Here is a 16,270-nt window from a genome sequence, read left to right as displayed (position 1 = left end):
GTAATACGCGATGTTGCATTTACGCATCAACCACCGCGAACGTTCCCTAGCCCATCACCAACTTACCGCGCCATTTCGCATACACTGCGTAATCGATCATCACCTTACGGGCGAGGTACGCTGCCGTCAATGGCGCTCGCTCGCGTCGCTCCACAATCGCTTCGGTAACGGTGAGCGCATAAGCGTCGGAACCGGCCCCACTACCGTAGCTCGTTACGAAAATGGTATCGCCCGGTTTGGCGACATCGAGAATGGCACACAGGCCGAGCAGTGCGGCGCCCGAATAGGTATTGCCGATCTGTGGGCTGAGCAATCCCGGCGCGATTTGGGCATCGGTGAAGCCAAGTCGTTTGGCAACCGTCTGTGGAAATTTCGCGTTCGGTTGATGGAAGACGGCATAGGTAAAGTCGGCAGCAGTGCGGTTGAGTTGACGTAATAATTCAGAGGCTGCCGATTGAATCTGGTGGAAGTACGCCGGCTCGCCGGTGAAGCGGTTGCCGTGTACCGGGTACGGTCGGTCGGCACGGCGGTAGAAGTCAGGGGTATCGGTGACATACGAAACGGTTGCATCGATGGTCGCCAACGCTTCGGTAGCAGGGCCAACGATCAACGCTGCTGCGCCGGCGGAAGCAGTGTATTCCAGCGCATCACCGGGACGACCCTGGGCAGTGTCGGCGCCGATCGCCAGGGCGTAGCGCTGCATCCCACTGCCGACCAATGCCATCGCCGCGGTCAGCGCTTCGGAGCCGGCCTTACATGCGAATTCCCAGTCGGCGGCGCTCACCCATGGCCCGGCGCCGAGTGCGTCGGCTACTACCGTCCCCGATGGTTTCACGCTGTAGGGATGGCTTTCGCTCCCGATCCAGACCGCACCGAGTGCGCTAGCCGGAATGTCGGCGCGCGCCAGCGCATTACGCGCCGCTTCAATTGCCATCGTAATCGTGTCTTCATCGGGGCCGGGAACGCTCTTTGCCTCCACGGGGACGCCATTCTGACCGTCTGTCCAGATCCGAGCAATTTCGCGCGCTGCGATCCGGTAACGTGGGATGTACACGCCATAGCCGATAATGCCGGTAGGTTGGTTGGGTTTCATCATGACCAATGCTCCTAAGGTTAGAATTGGGCGCTCCAGGAGTGCAAGAAAGCAGCATCTATCCTCGCCAACACGGTGGCGAGTGGATCATGAGCGATACCGCAGGGTTAGCTTGGTTGAGCAAATAAACACCACCCCCGTGCGGCAATCGACATTGCGCGCTAGTCTGTCAACAGTGACAGTGAACGGCGGCCTGCTTCAGCAGCAAACAGGCCGCCAGAGGCAGTAAGATCAGTTGTTGGCGGGATTGCCGGTGTGTTGCCGTCCTTCGAGTTCGGCAATAATCTCTTCGGCGCGTGCTGGCTTGATATTGCGCTCGGCAACCATCCGGCGCGCGACTTCATCGACCAACGTACCGGTGGCACCGGCAGCCAGTGCAATTTGACGGGCATGCAAGCTCATATGGCCCTGCTGAATACCCTCACACGCCAATGCTCGCATTGCTGCGAGGTTATTGGCCAAGCCGGCAGCGACACACACTTCAGCCAGCTCGTTGGCGCTACGTACTCCAAGCAACTTCAACGCCGCTTGGGCCGTGGGATGCACTTTAGTTGCACCGCCGACAATACCAACCGAGAGTGGCATTTCGAGGGTGCCGACCAGATTTCCCTTCTCATCACGCTCCCAGTGCGAGAGCGAGGTGTAACGACCGTTACGGCTGGCGTAGGCATGCGCACCGGCTTCCACTGCACGCCAGTCGTTACCGGTAGCAACCAGGATCGGATCGATACCGTTCATAATGCCTTTATTGTGGGTTGCAGCCCGGTATGGGTCAACTGCTGCAAAGGCGTAGGCCCAGAGAATGCCTTCCACCACCTCCTCGCCACTGAGACCATCGCGGGCCAAGGAGGCCGCCGGTACGACGCAGCGGGCACGGGCCAACCGCCGATCGGTCAAATTCGAGAGGATGCGTAGATAGACCTTACCGCCGGTCATGTCGGCTAATAGCGGTGCTACCGCTTCGGCCATCGTGTTCACTGCGTTGGCGCCCATTGCGTCGCGGCAATCAACGATAAGGTGGACGACCAACATCGGACCCATCGGGCTGGTGGGGAAGAAGCGTACTTCAACATCGCGCGCACCGCCACCAAGCGCAACCAGCGATCGGCTCTGCGCGTTGGCCAGCGCCAAAATCTCGTCCTTGCGGGCAAGGATGGTCGCACGAGCCTGTTCGGGGTCGGTGATATTGACCAACTGCACTTGCCCGATCATTAACGGTTCGGTGCTGCTGGTCTCGAACCCACCACCATCGCGCACCATACGGGCGGCGTAGCTCGCGCCGGCGACAATTGACGGCTCTTCTACCACCATCGGTATCAAATAGTCGCGTCCGTTGATGCGGAAGTTGGTCGCAATGCCGAGAGGCAGATTATACGTGCCAACGACATTTTCGATCATTTTGTCGGCGCGCTCGAGGGTCAGAGCGCCACCCTGACCACCGTGGAGTGCACGCAGGTCTTCGTCAACTAACCCATCAAATGATTTAACCATCTGTAGGCGCTCGAATGGATTCAGTTGGTAAAAACCTTGTAGACGAGAATTCTTGGTCCCCATACGAGGACTCCTCCCTTCATCTGAGACCGTATTCATTTTCGCTATCGTTCTCACTTGGTCGGGTACTATGAAAGTGGGCTAGCACGTGGTAGCCCATCGCTTTCTACCATACCACGGCTTGCCGTAAAGTAGACTTAAAACAACTGTCAAAACCTATCATTGGCCTGTCTGACGGCTGTCATGAGCGTATTTGAAGCCCGTAACACCTGCATGTGGTACAATAAAGAGCGTATGAGCAAACATTTGTTCGCTTTCTTTGTGATCGGTCTCATCTGGGTATGCAGCGGATGCACGGCGAGGCAACGGTTGCCATTGCCGGTTGACATCACCGAACCGGCGACGCATGGCGCGCAGCAGGTCATCGCCATCTTATACCGCGATGAGCAAGGATCCCGCTTAGTCAACAGCTTGACTGTGAGCGCGGATCGTCCGCTGCCACTCGATACGCCTCCTCAGCAGGTGTGGCTCGGCGCTATCGATCCATCAGACGAAGTAGTGCTACGTACCGTCGGTAGTGTTCAGTACGGCTTCGTAGTTGCGCAAGGCAGGTGGCTATCTGCCGGCCGGTACGGACCGGGCGGAGCGTGGTCGTATGCGTTGGAATCACCACGTTTGCAAGCCTTTGAACCGGAGACGGTCGATTTGGCAGCACTGTTACGTGATAACCGTTATGAGGGCATAATCGTGCGCGTACAGGCCACCCTAATTGTCGCGAGTGGCACCAGTTTGTTGGTAGATGCGATTGGTCCCGGTGGCGTACCGGTATCGACTGCGCGCCAAATTAAGGTGTTGTACGGCGAGCGCGATGAACCGCTGCTCGAACGTTTGGAGCAGAGTGGTTTAGTGCGCTATGGTTCGGTTGAGGTAATCGGGCGGTGGCAACAGGGCCGGCTCGAACCGTTACTGATTACACCGTTACCATGAGTGCGGCACGTACTTTCTGAAGTAATTGGTTCAGGGTAAAGGGTTTGATCAACAGCGGGGCATTGGGTGGCAGTGTCCATGAGTCATCCGTCTGGGCCGAGATGAACAGGACACGTAGGTTGGGTTGTTGGGCGGCCAGATGGCGGTATAGCTCGTCACCGGTCATTCTCGGTAACATTACGTCGGCAATTAAGAGGTCGATAGGCTGCTCACGATCTACGGCGAGACTGATCCCGTGCTGCGGATCAGTAGCTTCTAATACCCGATATCCATACAAACGTAATGCACTGGTGATGAGGTAGAGTACGGACGGTTCGTCATCAACGACGAGCACCGTTTCGTGCCCGGTCAAGGCTATATCTGAGGATGGCAATGGTGATTCACCAACCGGGGTTGAATCGGTGAGTATTGGTAGGTAGATAGTAAACGTTGTCCCTTGCTGAGGCACACTTTGTACATCGATATGACCACCATATTGCTTGACGATGGCAAAGACGGTAGCTAAACCGAGGCCGGTCCCTTTTCCCTGTGGTTTCGTTGTAAAGAATGGCTCGAAAATCCGAGGTAACATCTCCGGATCAATCCCACAGCCGGTATCGTGTACCTGGAGGACGATATACTCGCCAGGAAGGAGTCTGGCTATGTGCTCTGATTGGGAAGGCGGAATTGTAACCGATGTCGTTGAGATAGTGATCATACCGTAGCCCTCGATTGCATCACGAGCGTTAATAACCAGATTAAGTAATACCTGTTCGAGTTGGCCGGGATCGATCTGGGTCAACGGCAACGTGGGCGCGAGCTGTAAATGGATGGTAATACGTTCGCCGATCAAGCGGCGCAAAATACCGACGAACTCATCAATTACCTGGTTGAGATTGACCGGTTTTGGTTCGAGTCGTTGCCGGCGGCTAAAGGCTAAAATCTGCCGCGTCAGGGCAGTAGCCCGAATACCTGCCGCCCGGATCTGGTCGAAATCGGTGTATAGCTCACTCGTCGGAGGAACGGTTACCATGCCGAGTTCGGCAAAACCAATAATCGGCACCAACAAATTGTTGAGGTCGTGCGCAATGCCACCGGTCAGTGTCCCGATTGCCTCGAGCTTTTGCGACTGAATGAGTTGTTCGGTGAGATGTTGCCGTTCCTCTTCGAGCTGCTTACGTTCGGTCAGATCAAGGTGAGCACCGAGCATATGGGTTGAGCGACCGGATTCATCATAGATGAGGGAAGCTTGTGAGCGGATCCAACGGTAGCTCCCATCTTTATGGCGCAAGCGGAATTCGAGGGTAAAGTTCGGCCATGGCCGCTCGAGATATTGATGCAAGGTGCGGAGGCAGCGCTCACGATCATCGGGGTGGAGGCGCTCTTCCCAAACAGCGAAGGAATCGCTCAGCTCATCGGCGGCATAGCCAAGCTGTGCTTTCCATTCTGGTGAAAAGAAGACACGGTTTGTTTCCAGATCCCATTCCCACAAGCCAATTTGGGATGCCTTGACGGCCAACTGTAACCACGTTTGGGAACTCGATAGCATCGCCTGCTGAAGACGGTTCACTTCGAGCGCCAGCCGGCGTGCGCGCAAGAGGATCTCGATCCGTGCGTGCAATTCTGCTTTCTCGATTGGACTAATCACTAACTCGTCAACCGTCTGCCAGAGATGACGGGTATACAAGTGAACATCGCGCCGCGTGGTCACAAGTAAGAATGGTAGAAAGATGGGGTGGGCAGTTGCGCGACGTTCGTGGATATCGGCTTCGTACCGGTTGAGGGTGGGGCCATCGATAATACACAGTTGAAACGGTTGGTGCAAAGCTGTTTTGTCATTGCCGACGATAATCGAATAGTGGTGGCCCAACCATGTTTCTAGAAGTTGCCGGTTGGTGGAGTTGGTGAGTAACAGCAAGATCGTATCGCCGGCCATACGCACTCCTTTCAGGCGGTTTGTAGGATTACTGCTATTCTTCATCAACCCACACCGGTATCCCGCGCAAAATACCGCGTAGTTTGGTTAATGGTTTCCCGACTTTAATCCCGTAGCGCGAGATAGCAAATTCGCGGAGAGTCTTCTCAAAATCACCGAGGCGCTTTTTAAGTACGCCAATCGCTTTTCGTAGTTCACCGTCTATCTCCAAAAAGCGCAAGAAGATGATGTTGTCACCAAGATAACTGGCACCAATATCTGAAATTTCAAAATCACCGACAATACTGCTCGTCTCCATAATGAGCAATACCGTCACACCACGACTTTGTAAAAACTTACACAAAGCGTGTAAATGACTGAGCAGATCTTCCCCTTGCATGCAGAGGCGATAGCCGTTCATACTATCGATCATAATGACCGTAGCTCGGTCGTTTTCGACAACGCGGCGAACGTGTTGTGCGAACTCATCAGGGTTACATTGTAACGGCTCGATCTTTTCGATCCGCAGCATATTATTGGCCCGCATTGCCCGAACCGGGATATTGACCGACTCGCAACGCTGCATCATTATCTCGATTTCTTCCTCAAATGAGAACACAATTGATCGATCACCACGGCTAGCCGCCTCTTTCATAAACTGAAACCCGAGCGTCGTTTTGCCCACACCCGATGGACCGGAGAGAATCGTAATTGTGCCGCGTTCGATACCACCGTTGAGGAGTTCGTCAAGCTCGGGTACACCAGAGGCAAGCGGCGCAAAAGAATGCCCGGCGATCAGCGTCGTCGGGATGAGGCGGGGGAAGACTTGCAATCCGCGATTGGTAAGGCGCATCGTGTGACGACCGCTGATAAACGACGAGCCACGCATTTTAGTGACGTGAAGATAGCGACCGTATGGTGTCGTTTCGAGATTGATAATGCCATCGGCGATATATTGCAGATCATCGTCGGGAAACGCAGCACTATTTTCTGCTGAAAAGAGAACCGTTGTCTGTTGTTCGGCTAGAAAGCGTAAAAACGAGATAACCTGTTTGCGAAATTGAAAAATATCAGGGGTAAGATAGCGAAACTGGGTGATCGGATCGAAAAACACGCGAGCGGGATGCAGTTGGCGGATGGTATCAACAATTTGGCGGGTCAGTGGTTCGCGTTCAACTTCAGCCGGCGAGAAGATATCGTAAGTTTCCGTTTTGGCGAAGAAATCGGATGAAGGACTGAGGTCGAGAATGTGTACCTGTGAAAGATCAATCCCGATTTGTGCGGCGTTACGTCTAATTTTGGCAGCAGATTCTTCAAGACTAATGAAGAGAGAGGTATCACCGGTTGCAGTTCCGGCCGCTAAAAAGTGTAACCCGAGGGTCGTCTTTCCGGCGCCGGGACCACCACGCACGAGGTAGGCATAGTGAGGAACTAACCCGCCACCGGTAATTTCATCAAGGCCGGGAATACCGGTCGCGATTCGGTTTGCTGCTGCGTCACTCATGAAGTTCTCCCTGATCACCGGTGATGCGATGCTGATAGTATCCTAATTAGCTACAGCAGGTGCGTCAAGATATACAAACTAGGTTACTAAACACTGACTGCAGGCGAAGCAGCAGTTGAGTGTGGGATATGCGCCGATATGGTAGCATAGCTGGGCGACGATGCGTTTGCAAAGCGGAAAGGATATTCTTATGCACGAGCGGTTACAACGGTTACGAGCAGCTCTCGCCGAGCGTGATTTACCGGCTATTTTACTCACTGCGCCGACCAGTCGACGCTATCTCAGTGGGTTTACCGGCAGTGCCGGAGCTTTGCTGATTAGTGCCGAGGCTGCCTTTTTGTTGACCGATGGCCGGTACACGGTGCGCGCGGCTGCGGAAGCGCCGGCGTTTACGCTACGCGAAGTGCGTGCTGCACTTAAGCCGATGCCGAAGTTGGTGGCTGAATTGGCGGTGGAATTGAACCTTACCCGGCTAGGGTTTGAGGCGGCCGCAATGACGGTGGCCGAGTACCAGCAGTTTGTACAGGCGTTGGGCAAGACGGTTGAACTGGTTGCAACTGAGAATATAGTGGAAGCGTTGCGGATGGTGAAAGACGCCGGCGAGATCGAGCTTCTGCGACGTGCGGCGGCGATCACCGACGCAGCATTGGCCGCCGTGTTGCCGGTGTTGACGCCGGAGATGACCGAGCGCGAGGCAGTGTGGCGGATCGAGGTGGCATTGCACGATCTCGGCGCAGATGGGCCATCGTTCCCGATTATTGTGGCGGCCGGTCGTAACAGTGCTCGTCCGCATCATGAGCCGGGCCATGATCGGTTGGGTGAGGGGCAGCCGATCATTATTGATATGGGAGCGCGACTTAACGGTTATCACGCCGATCTGACGCGCACTATTGTACTTGGTCAGCCTGATGATACGTTCCGCGCCGTCTACGCAGCGACGTTGGAGGCGCAGCAGGCGGCGATCCGTTCGTTGCGGCCCGGCTTGCCGTGGTCTGAGGCCGATGCGATTGCGCGTCAGGTGATTGAGACGGCCGGTTATGGTCGTGGGATTGCCCATAGTCTTGGCCACGGTGTGGGTTTGGCGATCCACGAGGCACCGTGGCTGCGAATAACGGCACCTGATGCACCGCCTAGCCCGCCGTTGCAGGTGGGGATGGTCACGTCGGTTGAACCGGGGATCTATTTACCGGAGTGGGGCGGGGTGCGGATCGAGGATTTGGTGTTGATTACCGACGATGGATGCGAACTGTTGTCACACGCCGCGCGATGAGGAAAACGTCGGTTTCAGGTCTACACATTTGGGTGGTCGGTGCATTCACCGCGGGGGCACCTCGGCGGGGCGTTCCTGGCATCCTGAGTACGGCGGTGGGGTTATGGCAATGCCATGCCCCTCCGCGCGGTGTGGGTTACGATAATTCGCGCACCGTTACCTTGGTCATCTTGTCGCCTTGTTGAATGGCGTAGACCACCTCCATCCCGGACACGACTCGCCCAAACACGGTATGGCGACCGTTGAGGTGTGGCTGAGGGGTATGGGTGATAAAAAATTGGCTACCGTTGGTGTTGGGGCCGGCGTTTGCCATCGAGATGACACCGGCTTCGTGAGTGAGTGGGTTTCCTTTCACCTCATCGGGAAAACGATAGCCAGGACCGCCACTGCCACGACCGGTCGGGTCGCCGCCTTGGATGACGAAATCCTTGATCACGCGGTGAAAGGTGAGACCATCGTAAAAACCTTCGTGGGTGAGGAAGACGAAATTGTTGACGGTCATTGGTGCATGTTGTGGGTAGAGGTCGAGTTCAATCGTCCCGCGCGTTGTCTCCATCGTCACGCGATAGGTCTTGGTCGGGTCGATCCGCATTGAGGGCGGGCTATTCCACTGTTTAGCCACAGATGTACTCCTTGTATGCTACCAACAGCGAATGATTGAGGGTATTGTACCATCAATCAGCCGCTTCTCCGAGTCTGCGAGTAGCGTAGGTTAACATTTTAGTTGTCAAGTTGGGAAGTGGTGTTTGCACAGAAGTACTAGCTTCATTCAGAGCTAGCGTAGCTAGTTCAGTTTCTCCAAGGCGACGGAGATGGGCCGCAAGCCGGTGGAGCAGAACAGCAGCAGTTTCGTAGTCGCCTTGCTGGCGGGCGAGGGTGGCGCGCTGGTGGAGGTGGGCAATGGTAGCGTGGGTAATCAATGGTAATAGTGGCGGTGGCGGATTCGTGGCGCGTGGATCATAATGTGCGATGAGGTCATGGTGTTGTTCGTGTTGTCCACTCCTCAGTCGCAGGCGGGCTAGCCGGCGTTGGCTACCCCCAGTACCGGGTGCGACGAGAAATTCGCAGAGCAAGCGCACCGAGTCGCCACGGCGCAGATCGCCGAGGTGTAGGGTCAGGCGCCGTCCGTGTTCGGTGCTTACCGGCGTAAGCACACTTAAGGTTGGGGAGAGGCGGGTGATCCGGCGTAGTGTCACCGTCTGCGGTAACGTCATGTGCAGACTCAGCGCGTGGATAGTGGTCTGGCGCGCATGCTCCAACTCGGCGGAGATAATCGTCGGAATATGACCGGCCTCTTGGCCAAAGCTGGCACGACCACCACTAAGATCGGCAATCTGCGTGAGGAGCGTTTCTTCAAATGTACTGCCAAGCCCGATCGTGCTGATCGTAATACCGTGGGTTGCTGCTTCGCGGGCTAGTGTGGTACACATGGTGGTATCCGTCGTGAAGCCATCGGTAAGTAACACCACCCGTCGTACTGCCGGTTCATCGGTGACCACAAACTGGGCTAGTGCTAGTTGCAACCCTTGGGCCAGATTGGTGCTCTCGCCGAGCCGTAGCACGGGCAAGCGAGCAATCGCTCCGATCAAGTCGGTGCGTCGGTGGCCGGGTGTGCTTGGTGCGAGGACGAGCGCATCGCTAGCGCAGGCGATGAGTGCCATCCGGTCATCAGGAGCGAGTCGTTCAACAACACTGTGTAATGCACGCACGGTATAGTCAATCGGACTAGGAAATTGACTGCGTGCCTCACAGCTTAGGGGATTTGCCAATTGCCAAACCGGTACTCCATCGACCAAGACCTCGTGAGCGCCGCCGTTACGCACCAACTCGCGAAACTGGTGTTCGTTGACAATGGGGATGCGCATCGAGCGACTAGCATCGGCGACCAACACAAGGTGTAGCGGCAGTGTGTGGTCGCCTTCAGCGGTAATCACCAGGTGAACATACGTCACCTGGGGCTGGGTCAGAGGTGGTAATTGCAACGGTTGCGGATCACACTGCACACGCAACAGCATAAGGGGTCATCCTTAGTTACATTGTGCCGGCAGTGGTGGGTCGCTGAAGATTAATTCGAGCACTGAACCGTTGTTATACGTCGTTACACGGCGTGTCCGAGTAATAGAAAGCAATTCATTTGAACCGGCAACACGAATACACGAGTCGACACTCGTGGTTTCGACGGTTTCACGAATACCACCGCGTGGAATACCGATGATAAACTCTTGTACGATAGTCAATTTAGTCGGTTGGAGGAAGCTAAGACCAAGCAGGCTTACAGCGAGCATTGCCAATATGAAGAGCCAGAGATTACAACCGATCGATCGACGTTTGGCCGGTTTCGATGGCGTAGTTGATTGAGCTGGTGGTTTCTTCGGTTCGGCTGACATACGGCTTACCTATGATGGATCAATCCGGCTGCTCATTGGCCGGCAGCGGTTCGAGATCGACGAGGTGAGCACCGGCGGCAACACTTGCGCCAGTCTGATACGGCAAGCGGCGGACAATGCCGGCGTAGGGTGCGACAATGGTATGTTCCATTTTCATCGCTTCGAGAACGAGGATGGGTTGCCCCTCGCCCACCTGTTGGCCGACGGCAACGTATAGCCGCACGATGGTACCCGGCATCGGAGCATTAAAACTCGCGGCATGTTGGTCGGTGGTGCGAATAACCGTGTCGGCGGTAAGCGGGGCCGGTCGTTGCACATGATACGCTTCGCCACGCCAACCGATCAGCCAACCGTCGTTGGCTCGTGCAAAGAAGAATTGTCTCCGCTGACCATCAATATCAAGAGCCAATTCGTAATCGCCACGCCGCACCAACGTCACATGGAAATGCCAATGATCATCGCCTGCTACATGCCACCCAACGGTCTGCGGCGTCACTCGTAGCCGGTGTTCGCCGTGCGCAGTGAATGTCAGCGGAATGGTATCACCGCCGAGTCGCCAGACTGCGGCCAGCGGATCACGGGCCGGTGGCTCGGCAGTGACGGTGAGGATGGCCGTGGCGATCAAGACCTCACGCGGGGGCGGTCCGGATGGCGGCACGATCCCTTCGTGTTCGGACAGGAAGCCGGTATGAGTCGCGCCATCGGCGAACGCGGGATGCTCGGCAATTGCTTGCAAGAGTGGGAGATTGGTGGTCGGACCGAGTACAGCCATCTCGCGTAACGCACGGCGTAAGCGTGCTACGGCTTGGTGCCGGTCGGCGCCGGACACAATAATCTTAGCCAGCAACGGATCGTAATGCACCATCACCTCATCACCGCTGGTCAGACCGGCATCAACGCGCACGCCCGGCCCTTGAGGCGGGACAAACAGCGCCACTTTACCGACTGCCGGCAAAAAGGTGCGGGGGTCTTCGGCGTACAAGCGTACTTCGATGGCGTGGCCGCGCACACTAATATCTTCTTGGCGGAAGGGGAGGTGCTCGCCGGCGGCAATCGCAATCTGCAAGTGAACGAGATCGTAGCCGCAGACAAGCTCGGTTACGGGATGTTCCACTTGTAGCCGGGTATTCATTTCCAAAAAGTAGAACTCGCCGTTTGGCGCCAGAATAAACTCAACCGTACCGGCATTGATATAACCGGCAGCGCGAGCGATGGCAACGGCAGCATTGCCCATCGCAGCCCGGAGTGCTGGGGTCAGGGCAGGAGAGGGTGCCTCTTCAACGACCTTCTGATGACGGCGCTGAATTGAACAATCACGTTCACCGAGATGCACGACATTACCGTAGCGGTCGGCCAAGACTTGAATCTCGACGTGGCGTGGTCGCAGGACAAGCCGTTCAATGATCAGGCGGTCGTCGCCGAAAGCCGCCCGTGCCTCACGGCGGGCGCCTTCAATAGCCGCCGGCACATCGGCGAGATCGCCAACCGAGCGCATTCCTTTGCCACCACCACCGGCACTTGCTTTGATCAACAGCGGCGGTCCGATCCGTCGTGCCTCGGCAATCAGGCGTTCGTCACTCTGATCTTCACCGTCATATCCGGGCACAACCGGCACACCGGCAGCCTGGGCCAACGCGCGTGCTTCAGCTTTTCCCCCCATCGCGGCGATGGCGTGCGGGGGTGGCCCGATAAAGGTGATCCCTGCTGCGGCACACTGTTCGGCCAACTTCACACTTTCACTCAAAAAGCCATAGCCGGGGTGGATGGCCTCCGCCTTGAGTTTCACTGCGGCCTCAACGATCGCTTCGGCGCGGAGATAGCTTTGGGCGGCGGGTGGTGGTCCGATCAACACCGCAGCATCGGCCATGCGCACGTGGAGCGCCTGGGCATCGGCTTCGGAATACACCACAACCGGGCTAATCCCTAATTCGCGGCAAGCGCGAATGATCCGCACGGCAATCTCGCCGCGATTTGCGATCAAGATGCGGTTGAACATGGGCGTAGTTTAGGCAAGACAGCTTCGCCGAAAGCTTTAATCCATTCAACCTGATTACGTCCAACATTATGAATATAAATCTCGTCAAAACCGAGATCGATAAATTGCTGGATATGCGCGCGGTGCTGATCGAGATCGGACGAAATCAACACTCGTCCACGAAAATCTTCGGGCCGCACCAGTTTCGCCATCGCGGCGAAGTCTTCCGGTGAGCGAATGTCCTGCTTGGGGAAGTTCATCCCACCGTTTGGCCATTGGGTCAGTGCATTCTGCAACGCCTCTTCGTCAGTCGGTGCCCACGAGACGTGCAACTGTAACAATTTTGGCATGCTGTTGGGGTCTTTACCGGCTTCACGAGCGCCGGCGGCGAAATCGGCCAGAATGCGGCGCAACTTTTCAGGAGCAGCGCCCGGTGTGATCAACCCGTCGCACGTCTTACCGGCCCAGCGCAGGGTTTGTGGGCCGGTTGCGGCGATATAAATCGGTACCGGTTGTTCGGGGAGAGTCCACAACCGGACCTTATTCATCTGAAAATAGCGTCCGCGGTAGCGAGTTTCTTTACCGCTGAGCAACTTCTGAATAATCTCAGTCGCCTCTTGCAGCATTTCAAACCGGACCAGCGGTTCGGGCCACACACCGCCGACCACATTTTCATTCAATAATTCCCCACTCCCTAACCCTAGCCAAAACCGACCGGGGAACATTGCACCAAGGGTTGCGGCGGCTTGGGCAATGACGGCGGGGTGGGTACGGAATGACGGACAGGTAACACCCGGCCCAAAGCGGTGGTTGGTGACAACGCCCAATGCTCCCATCCAACTGTAGACAAAGGCATTGTGCCCCTGGGCCGGTACCCACGGTTGGAAATGGTCGGCAGCCATCACACCGCGGAAACCGTATTGTTCGGCGAGCCGGCAATGTTCGAGCAGTTCGTTTGGGTGAAACTGTTCTAAGGCTGCTGATATGCCAATTGTTGCCACGGGTTAAACCTTCTGCATTTCAAGTGAGGTCTATCGCATAGTATACCACGGTCGTGTTTGTCCTTCGGCAGTTGGTTTACGGAGCGGGCGTTGCGATGGTAATGAGACGGTGGGTCAGTTCGACATTACCATCAACGATGACGCGGTCGCCAATGCACGACACCAACGTCAGGCGTTCGTCGTTGGTGGGGAGAATGTAAGCGACTTGATCGGGGGTAACCCGCTCTTTGCGGGTGACCACATAGCGGAAGACGCTGCCGTCGGCGCTGTAGAGGAAGATTTCGCTGCCAATTGCCAACCGTTCGATCTCGGCGAAGGGAGCTGGAACGTGAGGCGCCTTGTGGAAGCGCAAGACATGTCCCCAGAGCACAATGTTCTCGCCTTGCCCCGGTTTGGCGCTGTAGATGTACCAACCGACTTCGTGATCGAGCACAACCGGTATATTGTTAGCATCAAGCCCGACAGGGAAGAGCTGGCGGTCGAGATTAATGGCCGGAATAACGAGCCGTACCGGCGTCCGATCGCCGGTAGGGCGTGGTGTTGGCGCCAGCGTTGCGGTTGGTAATAAGGTTGGTGTGGGGGTGGTGGTAGGGGTGGCAGTTGGTGTTGATGTTGGCGCAACGTTTGCGGTTGGCAACGCAGTTGGAGTTACGGTTGGTGTCGCGGTCGGTATGACAATAGCAGTGGCGCTTGTGGTAGACGACGGCACAGCTAACGCCGCGGCATCGGTAGCTGTGCTGCATGCGCTGAGCAGGTTGCCGGCCAGTAGGATCAGCAGAAATATTCGCGTCACAGATCACCTCAATTCAGTCAATCGTCTCTCTGGTAGCCTACCACACGTTCATCTGGCGTATGGCAGTTTGGTGTGCAGCAGTCCATCAGTTTGGTATTTACTGCCGCAGTTCAAATATAGATGGTGTACTATACTTCAAGCAGAGGTATCGCTATATCTTCGCGTTTACAACGATGATGCGCACGTTGACCGTCTACCATCTAGGCCACATAGATTACACCAGCGCGTGGGAGATGCAGCGCCGGTTGGCCCGCCAACGATCGAGCGGCCAGATCGGCGATACCATCCTGCTGCTCGAACATCCACCGACGATCACATTGGGTAACAAAGCCCGCCCCGAACACATTGTAGCGACGCCGGCTGAGCTAGCTGCGCGTGGGGTCGTTGTTGTCCAGAGCGATCGTGGTGGTGAAGTGACGTACCACGCGCCAGGCCAACTCGTTGCCTATCCGATCTTCAAACTCTCGCAGCACGGGAGCGATGTTGGGCGTTATGTGCGCGGGTTGGAAGAGAGTGTGATTCGCGTGTTAGCCGGTTATGGCCTCACCGGTGAGCGCGTCAATGGATTAACCGGTGTGTGGGTGCGGGGTGGCGCAGCCAAAATTTGTGCGATTGGTGTGAAGCTGAGCGCGAGTGGCGTCACAACCCACGGCTTAGCCTTGAATGTTGATCCTGACTTGAGTGGGTTTGAACTGATTGTGCCCTGTGGAATCAGTGATCGTGGTGTAACGTCGTTGGCGGTAGAACTCGGTAAAGCGCCGCCAATGGCCGAGGTAGCCGACCGATTAATCGCCTCCCTATGTGCGATTTTTGATCTGCGACCGGTGAACGCTTTGTCGTAGCGATCGATTATGCAGTACAATATAGCAGTTAACCTAGCGTGACATTGATTGCCTATTTATGGCGATCACTGGAAGGCGAGAGTGCCAATGTCAGAATTAATTCCGCTGAGTGAAGTAGGTGTGGTGAACCCCACCTCGGCCACGACCAACCGGCCCCGCCGACCCGAATGGCTGAAGGCGCGTGCGCCCGGTGGTGTGAACTATCACGATGTGCTGCGCCTTATGCGCGAGAAGAACCTGCATACGGTATGCGAAGAAGCGCGTTGTCCTAATATTGGTGAATGCTGGAACCATCGCACCGCTACCTTTTTGCTTCTTGGCGACATCTGTACGCGCGGTTGCCGCTACTGTGCGATTGGAAAAGGTAAACCCAAGCCGATTGATGAGGAAGAACCGGAGCGGGTCGCCGAGTCGGTGGCCCATCTGAAGCTGAAGTTTGCCGTGCTCACGTCGGTCAATCGCGATGATGTGCCCGATGGCGGCGCGCATATCTTCGCCCGCACGATTAAGCTGATCCGGCAAAAAGTGCCCGATTGCAAGGTTGAGGTGCTCATCCCTGATTTCGATGGCAATTGGGACGCGCTAGCGATGGTGTTAGACGCTGAGCCGGATGTGCTCAACCACAATATCGAGACGGTGCCGCGGCTGTTTCGCCGTTTCCGCCCGCGGGCCAAGTTTGAGCAGAGCATCGAACTCTTGGCGCGGGCGCGCGCTGCTCGTCCGCATTTGGTCACGAAGAGTGGGATGATGGTCGGCGCCGGTGAGACGAACGAAGAGGTGTACGAGGTGATCAACCGGCTGCGTGAAGCCGATGTCAATGTGTTGACGATTGGCCAGTATCTTGCGCCTGATGCGAGCTATTGGCCGGTGCATCGCTACGTCACTCCCGCCGAGTTTGCCGAGTTCCGTGCTTACGCGCTGGCGCGTGGCTTCCGTCACGTCGAGAGCGGCCCGCTAGTGCGCTCAAGCTACAATGCCCATTTGCATGTCGGTGCAGCCCAGCATTGAGGTAGAAAATGGCCGGTGGACGCCT

14 protein-coding genes are annotated in these 16,270 nt (G+C 56.3%); 4 read left to right on the top strand and 10 right to left on the bottom strand.

Annotated elements, in window-relative coordinates; genetic code table 11:
* Positions 1–46: 46 nt before the first annotated feature.
* Positions 47–1,096, bottom strand: coding sequence for a hydroxymethylglutaryl-CoA synthase (locus tag ACP5OT_RS03040; RefSeq protein ID WP_424675064.1), 1,050 nt, complete (start codon positions 1,094–1,096; stop codon positions 47–49).
* A 228-nt stretch (positions 1,097–1,324) separates the two neighbouring features.
* Positions 1,325–2,683 (bottom strand): hydroxymethylglutaryl-CoA reductase, degradative, encoded by a 1,359-nt coding sequence (locus ACP5OT_RS03035; protein ID WP_424675063.1) that lies wholly within the window; start codon positions 2,681–2,683, stop codon positions 1,325–1,327.
* Positions 2,684–2,878: 195 nt separating this feature from the next.
* On the opposite strand from ACP5OT_RS03035, the gene ACP5OT_RS03030 reads away from it, so the two are divergent.
* Positions 2,879–3,571 carry a hypothetical protein gene (locus ACP5OT_RS03030; RefSeq protein WP_424675062.1) on the top strand — a complete coding sequence of 231 codons (693 nt, stop codon included), beginning with the start codon at positions 2,879–2,881 and terminating at the stop codon, positions 3,569–3,571.
* Here ACP5OT_RS03030 and ACP5OT_RS03025 read toward each other — a convergent pair.
* Together ACP5OT_RS03025 and ACP5OT_RS03020 are read right to left on the bottom strand one after the other, a co-directional pair.
* On the bottom strand, positions 3,555–5,486 hold the full coding sequence (locus ACP5OT_RS03025; protein ID WP_428111176.1) for an ATP-binding protein: 1,932 nt from the start codon (positions 5,484–5,486) through the stop codon (positions 3,555–3,557). The two genes, ACP5OT_RS03030 and ACP5OT_RS03025, sit on opposite strands and share 17 nt — an antisense overlap.
* A gap of 34 nt (positions 5,487–5,520) precedes the next feature.
* A complete protein-coding gene (locus tag ACP5OT_RS03020) occupies positions 5,521–6,969 on the bottom strand; it encodes an ATPase domain-containing protein (RefSeq protein WP_428131287.1) in 1,449 nt (482 codons plus the stop codon).
* Positions 6,970–7,159: 190 nt separating this feature from the next.
* On the opposite strand from ACP5OT_RS03020, the gene ACP5OT_RS03015 reads away from it, so the two are divergent.
* Positions 7,160–8,239: a M24 family metallopeptidase gene (locus tag ACP5OT_RS03015; RefSeq protein ID WP_424675059.1), complete on the top strand. Its 1,080-nt coding sequence runs from the start codon at positions 7,160–7,162 to the stop codon at positions 8,237–8,239.
* Between the two features lie 136 nt (positions 8,240–8,375).
* On the opposite strand, the gene ACP5OT_RS03010 is transcribed toward ACP5OT_RS03015, so the two are convergent.
* The 6 genes from ACP5OT_RS03010 to ACP5OT_RS02985 all read right to left on the bottom strand — a co-directional run bounded on the left by ACP5OT_RS03010 (position 8,376) and on the right by ACP5OT_RS02985 (position 14,395).
* Complete coding sequence (locus tag ACP5OT_RS03010; RefSeq protein WP_428131285.1) at positions 8,376–8,861, bottom strand: peptidylprolyl isomerase; 486 nt, start codon at positions 8,859–8,861, stop codon at positions 8,376–8,378.
* A gap of 52 nt (positions 8,862–8,913) precedes the next feature.
* Positions 8,914–10,254 carry a vWA domain-containing protein gene (locus ACP5OT_RS03005; RefSeq protein WP_424675057.1) on the bottom strand — a complete coding sequence of 447 codons (1,341 nt, stop codon included), beginning with the start codon at positions 10,252–10,254 and terminating at the stop codon, positions 8,914–8,916.
* 12 nt (positions 10,255–10,266) lie between these two features.
* Complete coding sequence (locus ACP5OT_RS03000) at positions 10,267–10,626, bottom strand: hypothetical protein (protein ID WP_424675056.1); 360 nt, start codon at positions 10,624–10,626, stop codon at positions 10,267–10,269.
* Positions 10,627–10,645: 19 nt separating this feature from the next.
* The gene (locus tag ACP5OT_RS02995) at positions 10,646–12,622 is read right to left on the bottom strand and encodes an acetyl/propionyl/methylcrotonyl-CoA carboxylase subunit alpha (RefSeq protein WP_424675055.1); all 1,977 of its coding nucleotides are present in this window, start codon (positions 12,620–12,622) and stop codon (positions 10,646–10,648) included.
* A complete protein-coding gene (locus ACP5OT_RS02990; protein WP_287909145.1) occupies positions 12,604–13,602 on the bottom strand; it encodes a TIGR03557 family F420-dependent LLM class oxidoreductase in 999 nt (332 codons plus the stop codon). Before ACP5OT_RS02990 ends, ACP5OT_RS02995 begins: the two co-directional genes overlap by 19 nt.
* Positions 13,603–13,678: 76 nt before the next feature.
* Positions 13,679–14,395 (bottom strand): sortase, encoded by a 717-nt coding sequence (locus ACP5OT_RS02985; RefSeq protein ID WP_424675054.1) that lies wholly within the window; start codon positions 14,393–14,395, stop codon positions 13,679–13,681.
* Positions 14,396–14,571: 176 nt separating this feature from the next.
* Between ACP5OT_RS02985 and lipB the strand changes: the two genes are divergently transcribed.
* Both lipB and lipA read left to right on the top strand, forming a co-directional pair.
* Complete coding sequence (lipB, locus tag ACP5OT_RS02980; RefSeq protein ID WP_424675081.1) at positions 14,572–15,237, top strand: lipoyl(octanoyl) transferase LipB; 666 nt, start codon at positions 14,572–14,574, stop codon at positions 15,235–15,237.
* Between the two features lie 87 nt (positions 15,238–15,324).
* On the top strand, positions 15,325–16,245 hold the full coding sequence (gene lipA, locus ACP5OT_RS02975; RefSeq protein WP_424675053.1) for a lipoyl synthase: 921 nt from the start codon (positions 15,325–15,327) through the stop codon (positions 16,243–16,245).
* The last annotated feature ends 25 nt before the right edge of the window (positions 16,246–16,270 follow it).

It is taken from the genome of Chloroflexus sp. (assembly GCF_049970315.1).
GTDB lineage: Bacteria > Chloroflexota > Chloroflexia > Chloroflexales > Chloroflexaceae > Chloroflexus.
Note: the sequence above shows the minus strand (reverse complement) of the source record. Positions and strands in the feature narration are given on the sequence as shown.